The organism is Clostridioides sp. GD02367 (assembly GCF_045900275.1).
In the GTDB taxonomy this organism is placed as follows: domain Bacteria; phylum Bacillota; class Clostridia; order Peptostreptococcales; family Peptostreptococcaceae; genus Clostridioides; species Clostridioides difficile_A.
In genome coordinates, this window is the sequence record NZ_JBJODK010000005.1 from 101914 (window position 1) to 119551 (window position 17638).

Here is a 17638-nt window from a genome sequence, read left to right on the forward strand (position 1 = left end):
CACGTCATAATTAGTAATGTATCTATAACTAACAATGTATTTTTATTCTAATAATGTATTCATAGCCAATAGTATTGTAACTAACAATATATTCATAACAAACAACATATCATATCATAATGAATAATGTATTTATAACCGATAATGTACTTAAAAATTAAAATATAAAAAACTTATTAAGAAAGAGAGATTAATTTATATGGGTAAATCAGATGTTGAAATAGAAAAATCTATTTTAGGCACAATTCTTTTAGACAATAAATTAAACTATAAGTTAGATGAATTAAGTGAGGACATGTTTATGGAAAATATATGTTTTGAGATATTTAAAATTATGAAAGAGCTTAAAAAAGAAAACATAGTGATTGATGTAGCTACTGTAAAGTCTAGGATAGATAGAAAATCTCTAGCGATAAAAACGAGTAGCTTAACTAGTCTAATCACTTGGGGACAGAATTTTGGGATTGATAGCCATATTAAGATTTTAAAAGAAAACTTAGCTAGAAGAAGTATAAATCAAAACTGTCAAAGACTTTTACAAAGTCTAAACCTTGGAGAAAATATCGACACCTGCATATACAAGTTTGAAAATAATATAAAAGAAATTTTAGACAGAGATACCCATGAAAATGATGATGTAAATAGTATTGCAGAAAAGGTACTAGATTTCTTGGAAAATGATAAAGAAGTTGGTTTTAAATTTGGCATAAAGTTACTTGATGCAACTATAGGTGGTCTTTTTAAAGGGGAACTGACTACAATAGCAGCTAAGTCTGGGGTTGGAAAGACTGCTTTGGCACTTCAAATAATGTTAAACTCAGTTAAGCAAGGAAAAAAGACTTTATTTATAAGTAGAGAGATGACTAGTGAGCAAGTGTTTATGAGAAATATATGTAGGATGACAGGTGTAAGTACAAGAAATATGAAGTCTAAAGAGATAAGTGAAAATGATTGGAAGCTTATTGTAAGTGCAATAGGCGATTTGAGTGAGAATAACTTAATTTACATAAATGACAAGATAGATACAATTAGTTCAATTAGAAAGAGGATAAGGCAGGTAAAGCCAGATTTATTAATAGTGGATTATGTGCAACTACTTACATCTCAGAAAAGTATGGATAAAAGGGAAAGAGAAGTAGCTACATTTTCTAGAGAGCTTAAAAATATGACTTTGGATTTTGATATACCAATAATTCAATTAAGTCAGTTAAATGATGAAATGAAAGATTCAAGACCTTATGGAGATAGACCCATGAGGGATAGTAAGGCTATTTACCACGATAGCAACAATGTGGTTTATATACATCAATTAAAAGGGAGTGATTATGAAGAAGCAGTTAAAGATATAGGAGAAAGTGAGGAAGCAGTTAGGGAATCAGAGTACAGGGGAATTAAGATGGTTGATTTAATCGTTGCAAAGTGTAGAGATGGACAGACCAAGCATAAGCACTTTTGCTATTTTGGGGATAAGTTGCATTTTCAGGAGCTAAAGTATTAGGTGAGTAGGATAGCTATAATAAGCTTATTGAAAGGTAAGAAACAGGAAATATAATATAAAATATGAGGTAAAAATATGCTAGAATTAGAGAAAATTATAGAATTACTTGAAGAACACAAGATAGAAGTGAGTATTCCAAAGGAGTTACATAAGTATAGTTTGCTGGAATATCTTAAGTTGTGTCAAAAAAGCGGGGGAACCTATTTTTATATTAAGACAATGGAAGGTGCTTTAAAAGATGCTAGAAATGAGCTTATGATTAAATTGTTTAATGGAAAAAATTATATGGAGTTAGCAAGAATGTTCGATATGAGTGTTATTAATGTCAGGTATATTGTAAGAAAAAAATAGAGTTAATTTGGAGAAGGCAATTTTGAGGTGTTCATAAAATATAGGTTAATGTAGTTGGGGTTAAGTTGTGATTAATAGATTAAGAATGTGTATAAGTTTAAGGATATAGAGGAATCTAAGTGTGATTAATAACATGATTTTGTGAATAAAGTTGGAGTTATATTTGGGTTAAATGTGTGGCTAACAAGGTAAAACTGTGTATAAGATTATGAGTATGTAAAGGAATGAATTATAATTAGTAAGGTAAAATGGGATGTATAGTTAAGAATATGCAAGATTTTAAGGTATTAAACTATACTAATAAGGTAAATGTGCGTGTGTAGTTAAAGTTTGTATAAGAGTATGATGTGTGATTAATAAAGAAATATGTGTATAAAATTACGAGCATAGACAGGTCTAAGCTGTGAATAATAGAGTAGGAATGTGTATAAAGTTATAAGTAATAGATAGGTGAGATTGTGAGTAATAGAGTAAAAATGTGTGTAAGATTAGAAACTAATAGATAGGTTCGTTATTAATTAAATTTCTTCCATAGATAGAGTACAATTTTAATATTGATATTTTATGTGATTAAGTCACAGATAAAAAGCAAATATATTGATATAATTCTTATAGATTAATAATATAGGGAGGTTATTATGTCTAACAAAAAAAAGAAGTATGCAAATATTTTAGAAAATGAGTGCGTAGCTTGTGGAAGCTGTATAAAAGTATGCCCAAGAGGGGCAATCTCAGTTCCACATGGTATTAGTGCAAAAACTGATAGAGATTTATGTGTTGGATGTGGTATTTGTGAAAAGACATGTCCAGCATCTGTGATTGAGATTATAACAATATTAAAAGAGGAAGAAGGTAAGTGTCATGAATAATAAAAAACATTGGTATGACTATTTATGGATTTTTTCCTCAATATATTTAATATTAGGATTTGTAAATATTATTTTTGCTTGGATTGGATTAATTTGCTTCTTTGTACCACTAATTATTTCTATTATCAAGGGGAATAAGGCCTATTGTAATAAGTATTGTGGAAGAGGGCAACTGTTTAATCTGCTTGGAAATAAATTAAATCTGTCAAGAAATAAAGATATTCCTAGATTTATTAGAAGTAAGTGGTTTAGATATGGGTTTTTGACGTTTTTTATGGTGATGTTTATTAATATGCTTTTCTCAACTTATTTAGTATTTGAAGGGAGTAGAAGTCTTAAAGAGGTAGTGACTTTGCTATGGACTATAAAAATGCCTTGGCAGTGGGCGTATCATGGAACTTTAGTTTCACCTTGGATGGTACAGTTTGCTTTTGGTTTTTATAGTGTTATGCTTACATCGACTGTACTTGGATTGATTACAATGGTATTGTTTAAGCCTCGTTCATGGTGTGTTTATTGTCCTATGGGGACTATGACTCAGATGATATGTAAGGCAAAGAGTAAATCTGTATAGAAAGAGGTTTTGTGCAGATTTAAATATCAGCGAAAAAGACCTTGAAAATATTGAGGTAGATTTTGAATAATGTAATGAAGATAATAAGTTATATCATTTAGGGAAGATGGTTTAGTCTATGATATTGCAAGTGAAAGAATAAAAAAATGAATAAGAGACTTGGTTGCAAGTAAGTTTGTATGAACTTAGAATTACTTGCAACTAAGCATGTTTATATTTATGTTAAAATGTACAATAATTATTTAAATATATTATTTAGCAATTATTAGAAATTAGGATGGGAAAGTTTCTAGTATATACAACTATTAAGTAGATATAACTAATATCATATAGAAATACTTTTTATATTGAAAGTATTTTAAAATCAATTATTAATTCTTTATGACATTCTAAAAAAGAATCTCTTGTACTTATAATGTCAAAGAACGAAGCTTATCCTTATCCAATACTTTTATCCCACCACGAGATAAAGACACAATACCTTCCCTAGCAAAATATTTTAACATTCTAGACACAACTTCTCTGGCACTACCCATATACTTAGCAATTTGCTCATGAGTCATCTTTATAGTAGTACTGTTATCCTTAGCTATTTCATCAATTAAAAAAGATGCCAAACGCTTATCAAAACTCATAAAAAGAATTTGTTGCATTGCCCACATAACATCAGAAAAACGTTCAGTAGCTAATTTATATGAAAATAATTCTACATGGATATTTTCAGTAGACAACTTTGAAAAAACAGAGGAACTAATTTGTATAATATCACAATCTGTTTCAGCATTTACATATACATCAAAAGTTATTGTTTTCAGAATACATGAAGCTGATAAGATACATACATCACCATTATCAAGGCGGAAGAGTGTAACCTCACGACCTTCATCTGAAAGTATGTAAGTACGTATTGTTCCAGTTTTTATGATTAAAACACCAATACAGTCACTATCGCCACAGTGTATGGGATTTCCTTTTTTATAATGGGAGATATCTGCTGAGGTAATTAGTAGCTCTTTTTGTGGGTCAGTGAGTTTATCCCAAAAAGGCAAACTGTGTGTAAGTATATCAATATCATTTTGTGAAATCATGTAAGCGCTCCTTTCTTAAAATCTTATAATCCCATGATACAAGTGAATTAATAAAATAACAAGTAGTTTATTAGTAGGATTGTTTAAGTGGATATTAATAGTATGATTTGTGTAGAAAAAATATGATAATACCTATATTCTTGCCTATTAATGAGTAAATTATATAAAGGAGAGTATTAATATATTTATAGATTGCAGTTATTATATGAAGTGATAAATACATGAATTTAGGTATATCTAGTAAGCAGAAAGAACTATTTGATAGTGTACTTACTGTATAATTCTTTGAGCTTACGAAAGATATACAATAGTTTTATTTATTGAATAAAAATATATATGAAGAATCTACACGATAACTATTTGATAAAAGGACATATATGAAGAATCTACACAATAGATATTAAAAATAGATTTAAAATTTATATATATTTTAAAAGATAGAGTTTGTTTTTAAAAATTTAAGCTCTTTATGTAGCTTGATTGCCATGAAACCTGCAATTATTGTAGCCACCAAATCAGCTATTGGCTGTGCATATAAAATACCATTTAATCCATAAAATACAGGAAGAATCAAAATTATAGGAATAAAACACACACCCTGTCTACACATACCTAAAAATCCACCTTCCTTTGCTTTTCCTAGTGCAAGGAATAATGTAGAATACACTGTATAAAAACCAAATAACATAAATGAAAGTCCATTTGCTCTAAGTGACTTACTTCCACATTCAATCAATAGCATATCACCACTTGTAAATTGTGAGATTATAACCTTTGGGAAGATTATCATTACAAGACCAAGCACTACACAAAATACTGTAGTCCATAGTATGGATGTTTTTATTGCACTATGCAATCTATCGTAGTTCTTTGAACCAAAATTATAGCCAGCAATTGGTTGAAATCCTTTTATAAAGCCAAATACTATAAGACTACCTAAAGACATTATTCGTGTCACTGCACCCATACCAGCTATAGCAAAATCACCATATTTTGCGGCCTCCATATTAGTTAATGTGATAGCAAGACTAGTTAATAATTGAAATATCAAGGTAGGGATACCAATCTTTAAAATTTCTGACATGACATCTTTTGAAAAACAACATTCATTAATTCTAAAACTAAACATACTTTTCTTGCTGAAAATATATCGTATATAAACAAGTGTTGAAACTATCTGAGAGATAGCTGTTGCAATAGCGGCACCCCTTACCCCCATACCAAAATTATAAATGAATATAGGGTCTAAAATCATATTAAGCAATGCACCTGATAACATTGCACACATACTTGTTTTAGCAGCTCCTTCACTTGTGACAATATTAGTCATAGTGACATTGAATACATTGAAAATAGAGGATACTATATAAATACTTGCATAAGATACTGCATAAGGCATGATACTTTTTGTAGCTCCTAATAATTTTAAAACAGGATTTAGAAAAATTATAATAACAATAATGACTAATGCACCTACTATAATGCTACTGTAAATAGATGTACTAGCTACTTTACCTGCCTTTTCATTATCACCATGACCTAAAAGTCTTGCAATGTATGAAGCAGCTCCATTTCCAAACAATAGACCTAATCCAACCACAAGCTGACCTAATGGAAATGCAACAGATATAGCACCCATCTGACTGGTTCCAAGTCCACCTACAAAGTACCCATCTACCAGATTGTACAATGCAGTTATCATCATACCTATCATAGTAGGTAACCCCATAGCTAATAATGCTTTTGGTATTGGAGCAGACCCCAATAATTCAATTTTCTTGTTACTTTCTTTCATGTTAAACACCCCTTTTCTATTGACATTAACTCTAAATTATAATACTATAAATTATAGCAAGTATGGAAAATAGTACTATAATTTATAGTATTTGTCAATAGAAAGAAAATGAGAGGAGAATTTTTATGGCTACAATAGATTTAATTGTATTAGGTATAGTAAAGCAAGAGCCTCAGAGTGCTTATGATATTCAAAAAGCAGTAGAATATAGAAAAATATCACGTTGGGTTAAAATAAGTACACCATCAATTTATAAAAAAGTAATTCAATTAGAAGAAAAGGGATATATTGAAAGTACATCTGTGAAGAAGGGGAAAATGGCAGAGAAATCAGTTTATTCATTAACTAAATTGGGAGAAGAACATTTTTTAGATTTAATGTTTGATACGGCTTCTAAGCCAATAAACATATTTTTAGATTTTAATGCTGTCATAGTAAATTTAAATAGCCTTACACCAGAAAAACAGAAACTATGCCTTAAAAACATTGAAGAAAATATACAAGAGCTAAAGAAAACTATTGAAGAAAACATAAGTATAAAGACGGATGTCCCTGATATAGCAAAAGCAGTGTTGGACCAACAGTTAGTACTAGCTCAGTCACTAGAAACGTGGATAAATTCTTTAAAAGAGAGTATGGACAATAATTAGAGAGTTGGATTTAATTTATTGAATAAAAGCTAGCATAAAAGAAAGTATGTAAACTAATTAGAAAAACTGGTTTAATCATAGGACAAAAGCTATTCCAAAGAAATATGGATAATAATTAGAAAATTGGGCTTAATTTATTGAATAAAAATTAGCATAAAAGATAATGAAATATTATTTATATAAAAAGAGTGAGGATTATTTATATTTTATGATGAAGATTTAGTAATATGACACACTGGTGTCTTGTTCTGTGGTATATGATTAATAAATCAAACATAGAAGGAGGAATAGTTATATGCCAGACTTACTAAAAAATAAGTTTAATCACAAGTCACTTTATGAGGTTGCATTGGCTATCCAATCAGTCTATAACCCATTTCAAGTGGATGAGTTTATAAAATCGACAATAGATGAGACGTGGGATAATTTAGAGTTAAAATCTAGATGTAGAAAAATAAGTATGAATTTAGGAAAGTATTTACCATCAAACTACAAGGATGCTATTTCCATTCTTGAACAATCTGTCAGAAGATTTCCTTTTGCATTTTTCCTTCCAGATTTTGTTGAGGTTTATGGACAGAATGATGCAGATTGGGATTTATCTATAAGTGTGTTAGAACGAAATACTGAGTACTGGTCTTCGGAGTTTGCTGTAAGGGTATTTATCATCAAGGATGAAAAGCGTATGATGGAACAGATGTATAAATGGTCTAAACATGAAAATGAACATATTAGAAGACTCGCAAGTGAGGGTTGTCGTCCTCAATTGCCTTGGGCACAAGCAATAACGAGCTTTAAAAAAGACCCTACACCTATTCTACCTATCTTGGAACAGCTCAAGACTGATACATCACTATATGTACGAAAGAGTGTGGCTAATAATCTAAACGATATATCCAAAACACATCCAGATTTAGTTATCAATCTCGCACAGGATTGGTATGGAAAAAATGAACACACTAACTGGATTTTAAAACATGGTTGCAGAACTCTACTAAAAAAGGGGAATCGTGATGTATTAGCCCTTTTTGGGTACGATGATACCACTTCAATAGATGTTCAGGACTTTGCATTAGACACAACATCTATTTCTATTGGAGAAAATTTAATTTTTTCATTTACTATTTTAGCGAAAAAAGCTACGAAAACAAGACTTGAATATGGGATTGATTATGTGAAATCCAATGGAAAGAGGAACAGGAAGATATTTAAAATATCAGAAGTTTCATTAAAAGAAAATGAGAAGAAGTTGTACAAGAAAAAGCATTCATTTGCAGATGTAAGTGTAAGGAAACATTACCCAGGGGTACATTCGATTACACTTATTGTTAATGGTGTCGAACAAGGTAAACTGGATTTTGACCTAGGTGTATAATTTTATTTTAGTAAGACATAGCAGTCATTGCAAAAAATTAGCGGGAAATTATAAGTGTGTGTTTAATAACTTATAAAAAGATAATCTGAAAACTACTATGGTTTTTATATTAAAAAATTATATAAAGGAATCAGGTATAAGAGAATGATTGAGAGTATACCAGCAAAACAAATTTTACAGAAAGTTAAGTTTGAAAATACAAGATGGTTTGGAATAGATTATAATATGAATCTCTATCGTGGTTGTCCTCATGGTTGTATATACTGTGATAGCCGTAGCACAATATACAACATAGAAAACTTTGACCAAGTTAGATATAAGGAAAATGTGATAGAAATTTTAAGTAAGGAATTGCGTTCAAAAAGAAAAAAAGGGGTGGTAGGTATTGGTGCCATGTCTGATACATATAATCCTTTTGAAAAGGAGCTTTGTATTACTAAGCAAGCATTGAATTTACTTGCAGAAAATCACTTTGGAGTGTCTATTGATACCAAAAGTAGTTTGGTAGTTAGAGATATACCGATTTTACAAAAAATCAAAACAAATAACTCTGCTATTGTAAAGCTAACTATAACCACTGCAAATGATGAATTATCAAAGAAAATAGAACCCAATGTAAACCCAAGTTCTGAGCGATTTGAAGCAGTAAAAGAACTTAATGATGCTGGAATTTTCTGTGGTATATTATTGACTCCTATGTTACCATTTTTGACTGATAATAAAGATGAAATACGAGCAATTGTAGAAAAAGCACATAAGGCTAATGCAAAATTTATTTATTGTATGTATGGAGTGACAATGCGTAGTGGTCAGAGAGAGTTTTTTTATAAGCATTTAAAAAATATATCTCCAGAACTAGTGCTTAAATATCAAAGGTTATATGGTTTAAACTATTTATGTAGTATTCCTAATAAAGATTATTGTGAGACGTTATTCAAAGAAGAATGTAGACGTTATGGTATTTTGACAGATATGAAAGATATTGTAAAAGCTTACAAGAGGTCAGAATCATATACTCAAATGAAATTTTTCTAAGATGAGTTCTAGATATGATATTATAGAAGCATATTAAAATAAAATCTACATAAAACGAGGTGAAGAACTTATGATAGAAATAAAAACTATAAAAGAAAACAAAAAAAGTCAAATTGACCTTTTGATGTTAGCTGACCCATATGAGGAAATGATTGATAAATATCTTGAAAAAGGTACTATGTATGCTTTGTATGATAATGAAGAGATTACTTGTATAGCAGTTGTAAATGAGGTTTCTAAAGAAATCTGTGAGCTAAAAAATATTGCCACATATGAGTGTTTTCAGAATAAGGGCTATGCATCAAAGATGATAAATCATATTTTAGATGTGTATAGTAAAAAATATTCATCAATAATCGTTGGTACAGCTGAAAGTGGGATACCATTTTATGAGAGATTTGGCTTTGTTTATTCACATAAAATCAAAAACTTTTTTGTAGATAATTATCCAGAGCCAATCTTTGAAGGGGAATTACAGTGTGTTGATATGTTGTATTTATCATATAGCTTTTAGATAAACAGTATTTTTAGATAGTTATAATGGTTTTATGATGTAAGTGTATTGGTTTTAATTTAGTTTAATTTAAGTATGTAGAAGGTTAGAGGCTATTTTGTAGATTTGTATATTAGTCTTGATTAGATAGTAAAAGAAGGCATTGTGATAGATGTGAGTATTTATCATGATACTTTCTTTTTTTGTGGAGATTTAAAGTTGTAGAGTGAAGATTTAAAGTTGTAGATAAGGTAAATAAATTTTCAAAAAAGGTCAAATTGACATTAAAAATATAAATATGTCATTTTAATATAAAACTAAAACAAAGTTAAAATAAAGCTAGAATAAAACTAGCATTAAAACATATTGGAATTAAAATATGAATGAATATCATTCATTGACATGCAAAATACCTTGTGCTATACTATGGGCAAGAAGAAGGGGGATTGAATATGAAAGATATAAAATCAAAATCAAAACAGGCATTTAATAATCAAGCAAATACTTATGACCAAGATATAAAAGGACAACATGCTAGAAATCTCTATCCAGTATTAATTGAAGAACTTTCAAAAATTTCATATGACACTATTTTAGATTTAGGGTGTGGAACAGGAGCCATATTACAAGCTATTTTAAATGAGGACTGTAAAAAGAAGGCATATGGAATTGATATTTCTGAAAACATGTTGAAAGTGGCAAGAGGTAAGTTAAAGGAAAGTGCTACTTTAGTTTTAGGAGATTCTGAGTACCTTCCTTTTGAAAATGATTTTTTTGATGTTGTGTACTGTAATGATTCTTTTCATCATTATCCTAGACCAGATAGAGTATTATCAGAACTAAGTAGAGTACTGAAACCAAAAGGGAATTTAATAATTTGTGATTGTTGGCAACCATTTTTGTTTAGAGATATAATGAATGTCTTTATGAAATACAGTAAAAATGGAGATGTAAAAATGTACTCAGAGAAAGAAATCTGTGGATTGTTATCTGTAGATTTTAATGACATTGTGTGGAAGAATGTAAATAATACTTCATATATTGTAACAGCTAAAAATAAAAAGCATTAATGTAATTAATATAGAGAGGGATATATAGATGAGTATACATATCAGAGAAATAGAAATAGGGATGAGGTAAATAGTAGAGAAATATATATAGATAGGTGTAGAGAAGTGGGAGATATTAGAGGTATAATAAATTAAATGAGTAATATTTTTTTAAATAGTAAATGAATGATATTCATTCATAAAAAGAAACTATACATATCTCTTTATTAAAATATATATTCTGCTAATTAACTTATATATAGATTAATTTAATAAAATTCATAAGGAACATAATTAATTTAAATAATTTACAAATAGTAGATTATAATTGTTTATAAAATGAGCGAAGTATCTCAATTAAAATTGAATAGAAACTTCGCTCTTATATATGATTAATATAATTTATCTTTCCATAAATAATTTGATGTCATCATCAACTTGACCAATACCTGATATACCAAAATTATCAACTAAAATATTTGCAACATTAGGTGATAAAAATCCTGGTAATGTTGGTCCAAGATGGATGTTTTTAACTCCTAAGTAAAGTAGTGCAAGCAATACAATTACTGCTTTTTGTTCATACCAAGCAATATTAAATGCAATTGGAAGTTCATTAACATCTTCAAGTCCAAATATTTCTTTAAGTTTTAAAGCTATTACAACAAGAGAATATGAGTCATTACATTGACCTGCATCAAGTACTCTTGGTATACCACCAATATCTCCAAGATTAAGTTTATTGTAACGATATTTTGCACAACCTGCAGTAAGAATAACTGTATCTTTTGGAAGTTTTTCAGCAAATTCAGTATAATATTCACGAGACTTCATTCTACCATCGCATCCAGCCATAACAAAGAATTTTTTTATTGCACCTGATTTTACTGCATCAACAACTTTATCTGCCAATTCAAATACTTGATTATGTGCGAATCCACCAATAATATTACCAGTTTCAATTTCTACTGGTGGTTTGCATTTTTTTGCCATCTCAATTATTGATGAAAAATCTTTTTTACCATTTTTATCAGCTTTAATATGTGTACAACCAGGATATCCTGTTGCGCCTGATGTAAATATTCTTTCTTTTACTTCTTCACTTCTTGGTGGTACAATACAATTTGTAGTGAATAATATTGGACCATTGAATGTTTCAAATTCTGTAACTTGTTTCCACCAAGCTCCACCATAATTTCCTACAAAATTATCATATTTCTTAAATTTAGGATAATAATGAGCTGGTAACATTTCACTATGAGTATATACATCAACACCTGTGCCTTTTGTTTGCTCTAATAATTGTTCTAGGTCTGTAAGGTCATGTCCTGATATTAATATTGCAGGATTGTTTCTTACTCCAATATCAACAGTTGTTATCTCTGGATTTCCATATCTTGAAGTATTAGCTTCGTCTAAAAGAGCCATCGCTTTTACCCCAAATTCACCTGTCTTAAGTGTTAATGCAACAAGAGCATCTGCTGTTAAGGAATCATCAATAGTGCCAGCAAGAGCTTCATATATAAATTCATATATACTAAAATCTTCTCTACCAATATTTAGAGCATGATGAGCATATGCAGCCATTCCCTTAATTCCATAAGTTATCAGCTCTCTAAGAGAACGAATATCTTCATTTTCAGTTGAAAGAATACCCACTTTTGATGCCTGTTCTAACATTGAAACCCTATCATTTATTTCAAAGTTTATTTTAGTATCTAATATAATATCAGATACTTGTTTATTTAATTCAGTTCTTAAATCAATCATTTTGTAAATCTGTTTTTCAATTGCATTATCATCAAAATTAGCATTTGTGATAGTAATAAAAAGACTTTTTATTACTTGGTGGTTTATTTCATTTATAGAGTTTACGTCTATTTTTCCTTTAACTACTATTTCAGAGATGTTTTTTGTAACATAAACGAGTAAATCTTGCAATTTTGCAACTTCCTCACTTTTACCACATACACCTCTTATTTCACAACCTGTACCTTTAGCTGTTTCTTGACATTGATAACAAAACATACTCATATATTTTCCTCCTAATTATTTTATAATTGTTTTAAATTTTTAAAAAATAATGCACTATCATTACTACGATACTGGAACTTTTATAACAATTAATTCTAATACATCATCGTGTAAATTTTTCACATCTATTTTTGTATTAATTGGAATTTTTAAAAGAATACCAGCATTATATTGATGAATCTCTTGTTTTCCTAAACCTATAGAAAGTGTTCCTCTTACAACTGTAATATAAGTATTTGCATTAGATAGATATTTTGCCAACTTATCACCTTTATTAAGAACTATTTGAAGGTAACTAAAATCTTCATGAGAAATAACCTTTTTTACAATTCTTTCATTGTTAGGAACAGATAACTTAAATATTTGTTCAACCATAATGAGTACCTCCTAAAATAAGTTCATAATATCTTGCTAAAATAAGTTAAAAATATCTTATTAAATTTGAAGTTGTAACTATAGTGTTATTATAATATGGATAACTATATTTAGTATGTTGCAATTGCAACAATAGGAAAATTTTCTTAAAAATATCTTTTTAGATTTTGTATGACAATGATGAATTATTTATTTTATCACACTATTTTTATATAAAATCATTTATGGGTTTATTCTAATGGTGTATTTAAGTATATAGTTAAATTTTTTATGTATATTGTTTATACTAAAAAGCTATATTACTATCTATTTGATTCATATTACCTGACAATAATTTAGTATAATAAGTTATGTTTTTTAATTTATGTCTATATTAATTTAAATAATATACTATTCTCTTTATGAATATGGATGAATAAATCTTTTTCTAAATTATCCAATTTGTCATATACTAATTTGTAAGTAGTGCATCCCCAATCAGGGATATTATATCCATTGGTTTCCCTATATAGAGACTGTAATATTTCGCCTGCTACTGTGTGTTCATATTCGATTACACCTATCATTTTCATTATTTCATCCCTTAAGTACACTGAAGGTTCTTCTAAATATTCTTTAATCATGGGAAATAACTCTTCTTCTTCTTTTATTAAATGTCCTTCTAATTCAGCTTTAAGGTTACAAAATAATTTATAGACAGATTTTAATTCTGCACTACTGTGTTGATAATGTACACTAAAAACTTTAAGCAACAATTGGTCAATTTCATCAAGTTCTTTAAAGGTAAAATGGTGATGTTGTTTGATTATATTGTCAATTAATTTTAATGGATTTTCATTTTTCCAATCTATGTATGTCTCTTTTGAATTTAAAAATTCTTTGTATTTATTATTCAAATTTTCTAGAAACTCAAAAACATTAATTCCTTTTTCTTTCAATACTTTTTCAAGATATTGGTCACCATGGCAACAATAATCTATTTTTAGATTGTTGAATATCCTTGCAGATTCTGGATATTGTGTTACTATGTCACCTATTCTTTGTTCTTTAGTTAAAATCTTCATGTAAGTCTTACCTCCTTTTTATTTATAGGAAACTTTGTGCATTATTTTTTAGTGGATATAAAGTGTTTATTGTTATAATCTATCATAGATACTGTAAATATTATGTAACCTGAATTACAAATTGAAGTTTTAGATACAAATAACTAATATAATGCTTTTCATAATAATTTAAATTTGTAACTTTGGATACCGAATGTAAAAAAAGATAATAATATAATAAATTTAGAAAATACAAATTATGTTTGGAGGTAAATAAAAATGAAAATTTCAAAACAAATGGTTATAGGAGAATTAATTAGAGAATATCCTAATAGCATAGATATTCTAGCAGGTTTCGGATTTGGGTGTGTAGGATGCCCTTCTGCACAAGCAGAAACAATAGAAGAGGCTTGTAAAGTACATGATATAGATGTAGATAAAGTTATTAAATCATTAAATGAAAATCTTATTTAAGGAGTTATAAATATGAGTGCTTTTTTAGGAAAAATTCATTTTTGGTTATACAATAAAATTCAATTGCATGAAAAACTCTTAAAAGAAATTCTAAGTCTAGCAGAAAAAAAGGGGTTTGATTGTAATTTACTTGTAGAAGAGTCTTACTTGAAATTTGGACATCCTATAGTGGGTTCTCTAGAAAATGAAATAGATAATTCAAATATTCATGGATGGCTTCAAGAAAGGATAATAAGTGTTGAAAAACGTTTGGCATATATTATTACTAAATTATTACATCAAAATGTTATTAACATGGATGAGATATCAGAAATATTCTATAAAAATGCAGTAACTTTAGCTGAAGATGTTGATATAGAAGGATATTCACCACAAGAAATTTTCAAATTGATATTTGACTACATGCTTGAAGGTATGCCATGTGATAGAATAAATGAAGTGATTGAAAGTGATGATAATTTAGTCAAATGGAGAAGTTCGATTGACATTCATGAAGAATATTGGAAGGCTGTAGATGGTGATATAGACAACTTCCACCTTCTTAGAGATGCATGGATTAATGGGTTGTTAAGTAAAAAAGATGTAAATTATGTTTATGTTAGAAATAAAAATCTAAGTATAATAAAGAGGGTGTAAATACATTGGATGCAATCACATTAATGATTGAAGAACATAAAAACATAGAAAGAATGTTAAAAGTTATAAGACGCATATGTTTAAATATTTTAGATGGAAACAGTGTTGATTACAATGATTTCTACAAAATTATTGATTTTGTAAAACATTATGCAGATAAACACCATCATGAAAAGGAAGAAAAATTTTTGTTTACAAGAATGGTTGATGAAATTGGTGGTCCAGCTGAAAAACTAGTTAAATTTGGTATGCTTGTTGAACATGACCTTGGAAGATTATATATAAAAGAACTTGATGAATCACTTAAAAAATTTTTAGATGGAAATAAGGATGCAAGGCTCGATATATTAGCCAATTCTATGTCATATGCAAATTTATTATCAAGACACATAGATAGAGAAAATAATGTTGCATATTCATTTGCAAGAAGGGAACTTTGTGAAGAAACTTTATGCAAAATCAACTCTGAATGTGAAATTTTTGAAAAGGATATGGAAAATGTTGGACTTCAAAATAAATATATTCAGATGTTAGAATTACTTGAACATAAATATATGTAAACTTACAAGAAAGAGGCTATCTCAAAATAGAGATAAGCCTCTTTTTCATTGAACAAAACTAAAACAAGTTTATTATCAAATATAATTAAAATTATCCAATTAATAAGACTTGTATATTTGCAATATTATCCAATTAAATGATTTTATATTTATTAGAAAAGGATATCTTTTTTTAAAGCTTCCATATTTTTTATTTTAAACGTTGATAGATGGAAATCAATTGTTCCTTCATCTCTCATTCGGCATATTTCTCTTGATAGAGAAGGTCTAGATATATTTAAAAAATCAGCAAGTTCGTTACGATTTAATGCTAAGTCTATGTTATTGTTTTTTTTGTAACTATATTGCTCTAGTATGTATGTTGCAATTTTACTACGCACACTCTTTATTGACAAATATTCAATTCTTTTATTCAGTACAAGTGTCTTGTTTGATAGTATTTTTATAAAATTTTCTAACATTTTTGTGTGACAAGAACATGATTTTGTACATCTAGGTATTACATTAAAACCTTCAAAAAATAAAATTGTACAATTTTTTTGTGATTTGACAGTGACAGGCCATAAATCAAGAGCAGAAAATATAAATGTTCCTCCAAATATGTCACCCGATTTGATTATAGATATGATTGCACTGTTTCCCTCAATACTTTCCTTTAGAACAATTACTTCACCTTCTACAACCAAGCCAATTTTACTAATTTTATCTCCAAGATTTATAATATGTTCATCTTTTTTGTATTTATGAATACTTGGATTTAAACATTTTAAAACATTCACAATATCAACTTCATTCATATCTTTAAATAATTCCGCTTTTTTAATTAAATCAATATACAAGTTAATCATATTGTTATTTTCTCCTTTGTATCTGTGGTTACGCAATCGCTATAATAAATATAGTATAATTGATAAAGAATAACAAGTAGTTTATAAAAATTATTTTTTGTAGAAATAATATATTTTAAATAAATATACAATACTTTAAAATGTAAAATAAAGTAAATATTTATTTAATAATGTAATTTAATAAATATTAAGTATAATTATATTGATTATTTTGTATTTAACAATAAATTTTAAATTAATCAATAGAGAGAGATTTTATATGATACATATATTTGTATTATAAGTAATTATAAAAATTAAGTTGAAGATAAAGTTAAAAGATGAAAAGATTATTTAAAAACACTTGAATTAACAGAAAAATGATAATGTTTAATTTATTGTGGCAAATAGAGGTGTCACAGGAACTAACAATTGTCAGAAACAAAAAAACTGGTTAAAAGAGCATTAAACAATTTTATAAAAAGATTAATAATTAACACATAATATACATAACTATTTACAATAATAATTAAACTTTTTTATATTTATTAATGTAATTGACTTTTAATGAATGTTAAATACCTAAAGTTGTTAGTTAATTGTATATTAGATATTTTATATCTACTTAATATTTTTTATTTATGGGGGGCTAAATTATGTTTAAAGACATGATGGACGAATGTGTTCATACAATGACAGCCTATATTTTTAGTTTGGAAGAATATGATTTATTTATAGAAACTCAAGTTGAGGATTTTATTACAAAGTATGGAGAGGATGTTGTTGAGTCTTGTATGCATAATATAATGATTTTGCTATGTAAACTTAATTTAAATTAAACAAGTTATGTATATTTTGTAGACTTTTTTATAATATACCTATTAATCAATATTTAGATATATTTATATTTTT

The 17638-nt window shown here is 28.0% G+C and carries 19 protein-coding genes; 13 read left to right on the forward strand and 6 right to left on the reverse strand.

Features of this window, described 5'->3' with window-relative positions:
* Window positions 1-199 precede the first annotated feature (199 nt).
* The 4 genes from Q3223_RS08600 (at window position 200) to Q3223_RS08615 (ending at window position 3292) form a co-directional block, all read left to right on the forward strand.
* On the forward strand, window positions 200-1498 hold the full coding sequence (locus Q3223_RS08600; RefSeq protein ID WP_407811850.1) for a replicative DNA helicase: 1299 nt from the start codon (window positions 200-202) through the stop codon (window positions 1496-1498).
* A 75-nt stretch (window positions 1499-1573) separates the two neighbouring features.
* Entirely contained in the window at window positions 1574-1849 is a 276-nt protein-coding gene (locus tag Q3223_RS08605) for a Mor transcription activator family protein (RefSeq protein ID WP_167640313.1), read from the forward strand.
* Window positions 1850-2487: 638 nt separating this feature from the next.
* Window positions 2488-2718, forward strand: a complete 231-nt coding sequence (locus Q3223_RS08610; protein WP_231301148.1) for a 4Fe-4S dicluster-binding protein — start codon at window positions 2488-2490, stop codon at window positions 2716-2718.
* The gene (locus Q3223_RS08615; RefSeq protein WP_074179104.1) at window positions 2711-3292 is read left to right on the forward strand and encodes a 4Fe-4S binding protein; all 582 of its coding nucleotides are present in this window, start codon (window positions 2711-2713) and stop codon (window positions 3290-3292) included. Before Q3223_RS08610 ends, Q3223_RS08615 begins: the two co-directional genes overlap by 8 nt.
* Window positions 3293-3702: 410 nt before the next feature.
* Here the strand turns inward: Q3223_RS08615 and Q3223_RS08620 are convergent, their stop codons facing one another.
* Together Q3223_RS08620 and Q3223_RS08625 are read right to left on the reverse strand one after the other, a co-directional pair.
* A complete protein-coding gene (locus Q3223_RS08620; RefSeq protein WP_054269150.1) occupies window positions 3703-4380 on the reverse strand; it encodes a Crp/Fnr family transcriptional regulator in 678 nt (225 codons plus the stop codon).
* 430 nt (window positions 4381-4810) lie between these two features.
* Window positions 4811-6175, reverse strand: a complete 1365-nt coding sequence (locus Q3223_RS08625; RefSeq protein ID WP_223152713.1) for an MATE family efflux transporter — start codon at window positions 6173-6175, stop codon at window positions 4811-4813.
* 125 nt (window positions 6176-6300) lie between these two features.
* Between Q3223_RS08625 and Q3223_RS08630 the strand changes: the two genes are divergently transcribed.
* The 5 genes from Q3223_RS08630 to Q3223_RS08650 all read left to right on the forward strand — a co-directional run bounded on the left by Q3223_RS08630 (window position 6301) and on the right by Q3223_RS08650 (window position 10798).
* On the forward strand, window positions 6301-6825 hold the full coding sequence (locus Q3223_RS08630; RefSeq protein ID WP_074179107.1) for a PadR family transcriptional regulator: 525 nt from the start codon (window positions 6301-6303) through the stop codon (window positions 6823-6825).
* A 295-nt stretch (window positions 6826-7120) separates the two neighbouring features.
* Window positions 7121-8200, forward strand: a complete 1080-nt coding sequence (locus tag Q3223_RS08635) for a DNA alkylation repair protein (RefSeq protein WP_407811851.1) — start codon at window positions 7121-7123, stop codon at window positions 8198-8200.
* Window positions 8201-8344: 144 nt separating this feature from the next.
* On the forward strand, window positions 8345-9235 hold the full coding sequence (locus Q3223_RS08640; protein ID WP_054269154.1) for a radical SAM protein: 891 nt from the start codon (window positions 8345-8347) through the stop codon (window positions 9233-9235).
* A 70-nt stretch (window positions 9236-9305) separates the two neighbouring features.
* Window positions 9306-9749: a GNAT family N-acetyltransferase gene (locus Q3223_RS08645; protein WP_054275881.1), complete on the forward strand. Its 444-nt coding sequence runs from the start codon at window positions 9306-9308 to the stop codon at window positions 9747-9749.
* Between the two features lie 431 nt (window positions 9750-10180).
* Complete coding sequence (locus Q3223_RS08650) at window positions 10181-10798, forward strand: class I SAM-dependent methyltransferase (RefSeq protein ID WP_407811852.1); 618 nt, start codon at window positions 10181-10183, stop codon at window positions 10796-10798.
* A gap of 381 nt (window positions 10799-11179) precedes the next feature.
* Here the strand turns inward: Q3223_RS08650 and hcp are convergent, their stop codons facing one another.
* The 3 genes from hcp to ric form a co-directional block, all read right to left on the reverse strand.
* Window positions 11180-12811 (reverse strand): hydroxylamine reductase, encoded by a 1632-nt coding sequence (gene hcp, locus Q3223_RS08655; RefSeq protein WP_407811853.1) that lies wholly within the window; start codon window positions 12809-12811, stop codon window positions 11180-11182.
* A 63-nt stretch (window positions 12812-12874) separates the two neighbouring features.
* Window positions 12875-13186 (reverse strand): cupin domain-containing protein, encoded by a 312-nt coding sequence (locus Q3223_RS08660; RefSeq protein WP_407811854.1) that lies wholly within the window; start codon window positions 13184-13186, stop codon window positions 12875-12877.
* Window positions 13187-13554: 368 nt separating this feature from the next.
* Window positions 13555-14250, reverse strand: coding sequence for an iron-sulfur cluster repair di-iron protein (gene ric / locus Q3223_RS08665; RefSeq protein WP_407811856.1), 696 nt, complete (start codon window positions 14248-14250; stop codon window positions 13555-13557).
* 258 nt (window positions 14251-14508) lie between these two features.
* On the opposite strand from ric, the gene Q3223_RS08670 reads away from it, so the two are divergent.
* From Q3223_RS08670 to Q3223_RS08680, 3 genes are read left to right on the forward strand one after another with little or no spacing between them, the layout of a single operon-like run.
* Entirely contained in the window at window positions 14509-14703 is a 195-nt protein-coding gene (locus Q3223_RS08670; protein WP_054269160.1) for a DUF1858 domain-containing protein, read from the forward strand.
* A 12-nt stretch (window positions 14704-14715) separates the two neighbouring features.
* Window positions 14716-15339 carry a hypothetical protein gene (locus Q3223_RS08675; protein ID WP_074179111.1) on the forward strand — a complete coding sequence of 208 codons (624 nt, stop codon included), beginning with the start codon at window positions 14716-14718 and terminating at the stop codon, window positions 15337-15339.
* 5 nt (window positions 15340-15344) lie between these two features.
* Entirely contained in the window at window positions 15345-15899 is a 555-nt protein-coding gene (locus Q3223_RS08680) for a hemerythrin domain-containing protein (RefSeq protein WP_223152709.1), read from the forward strand.
* Between the two features lie 152 nt (window positions 15900-16051).
* On the opposite strand, the gene Q3223_RS08685 is transcribed toward Q3223_RS08680, so the two are convergent.
* On the reverse strand, window positions 16052-16747 hold the full coding sequence (locus tag Q3223_RS08685; RefSeq protein WP_074179113.1) for a Crp/Fnr family transcriptional regulator: 696 nt from the start codon (window positions 16745-16747) through the stop codon (window positions 16052-16054).
* 635 nt (window positions 16748-17382) lie between these two features.
* Between Q3223_RS08685 and Q3223_RS08690 the strand changes: the two genes are divergently transcribed.
* Window positions 17383-17565, forward strand: coding sequence for a hypothetical protein (locus Q3223_RS08690; protein WP_167641063.1), 183 nt, complete (start codon window positions 17383-17385; stop codon window positions 17563-17565).
* The last annotated feature ends 73 nt before the right edge of the window (window positions 17566-17638 follow it).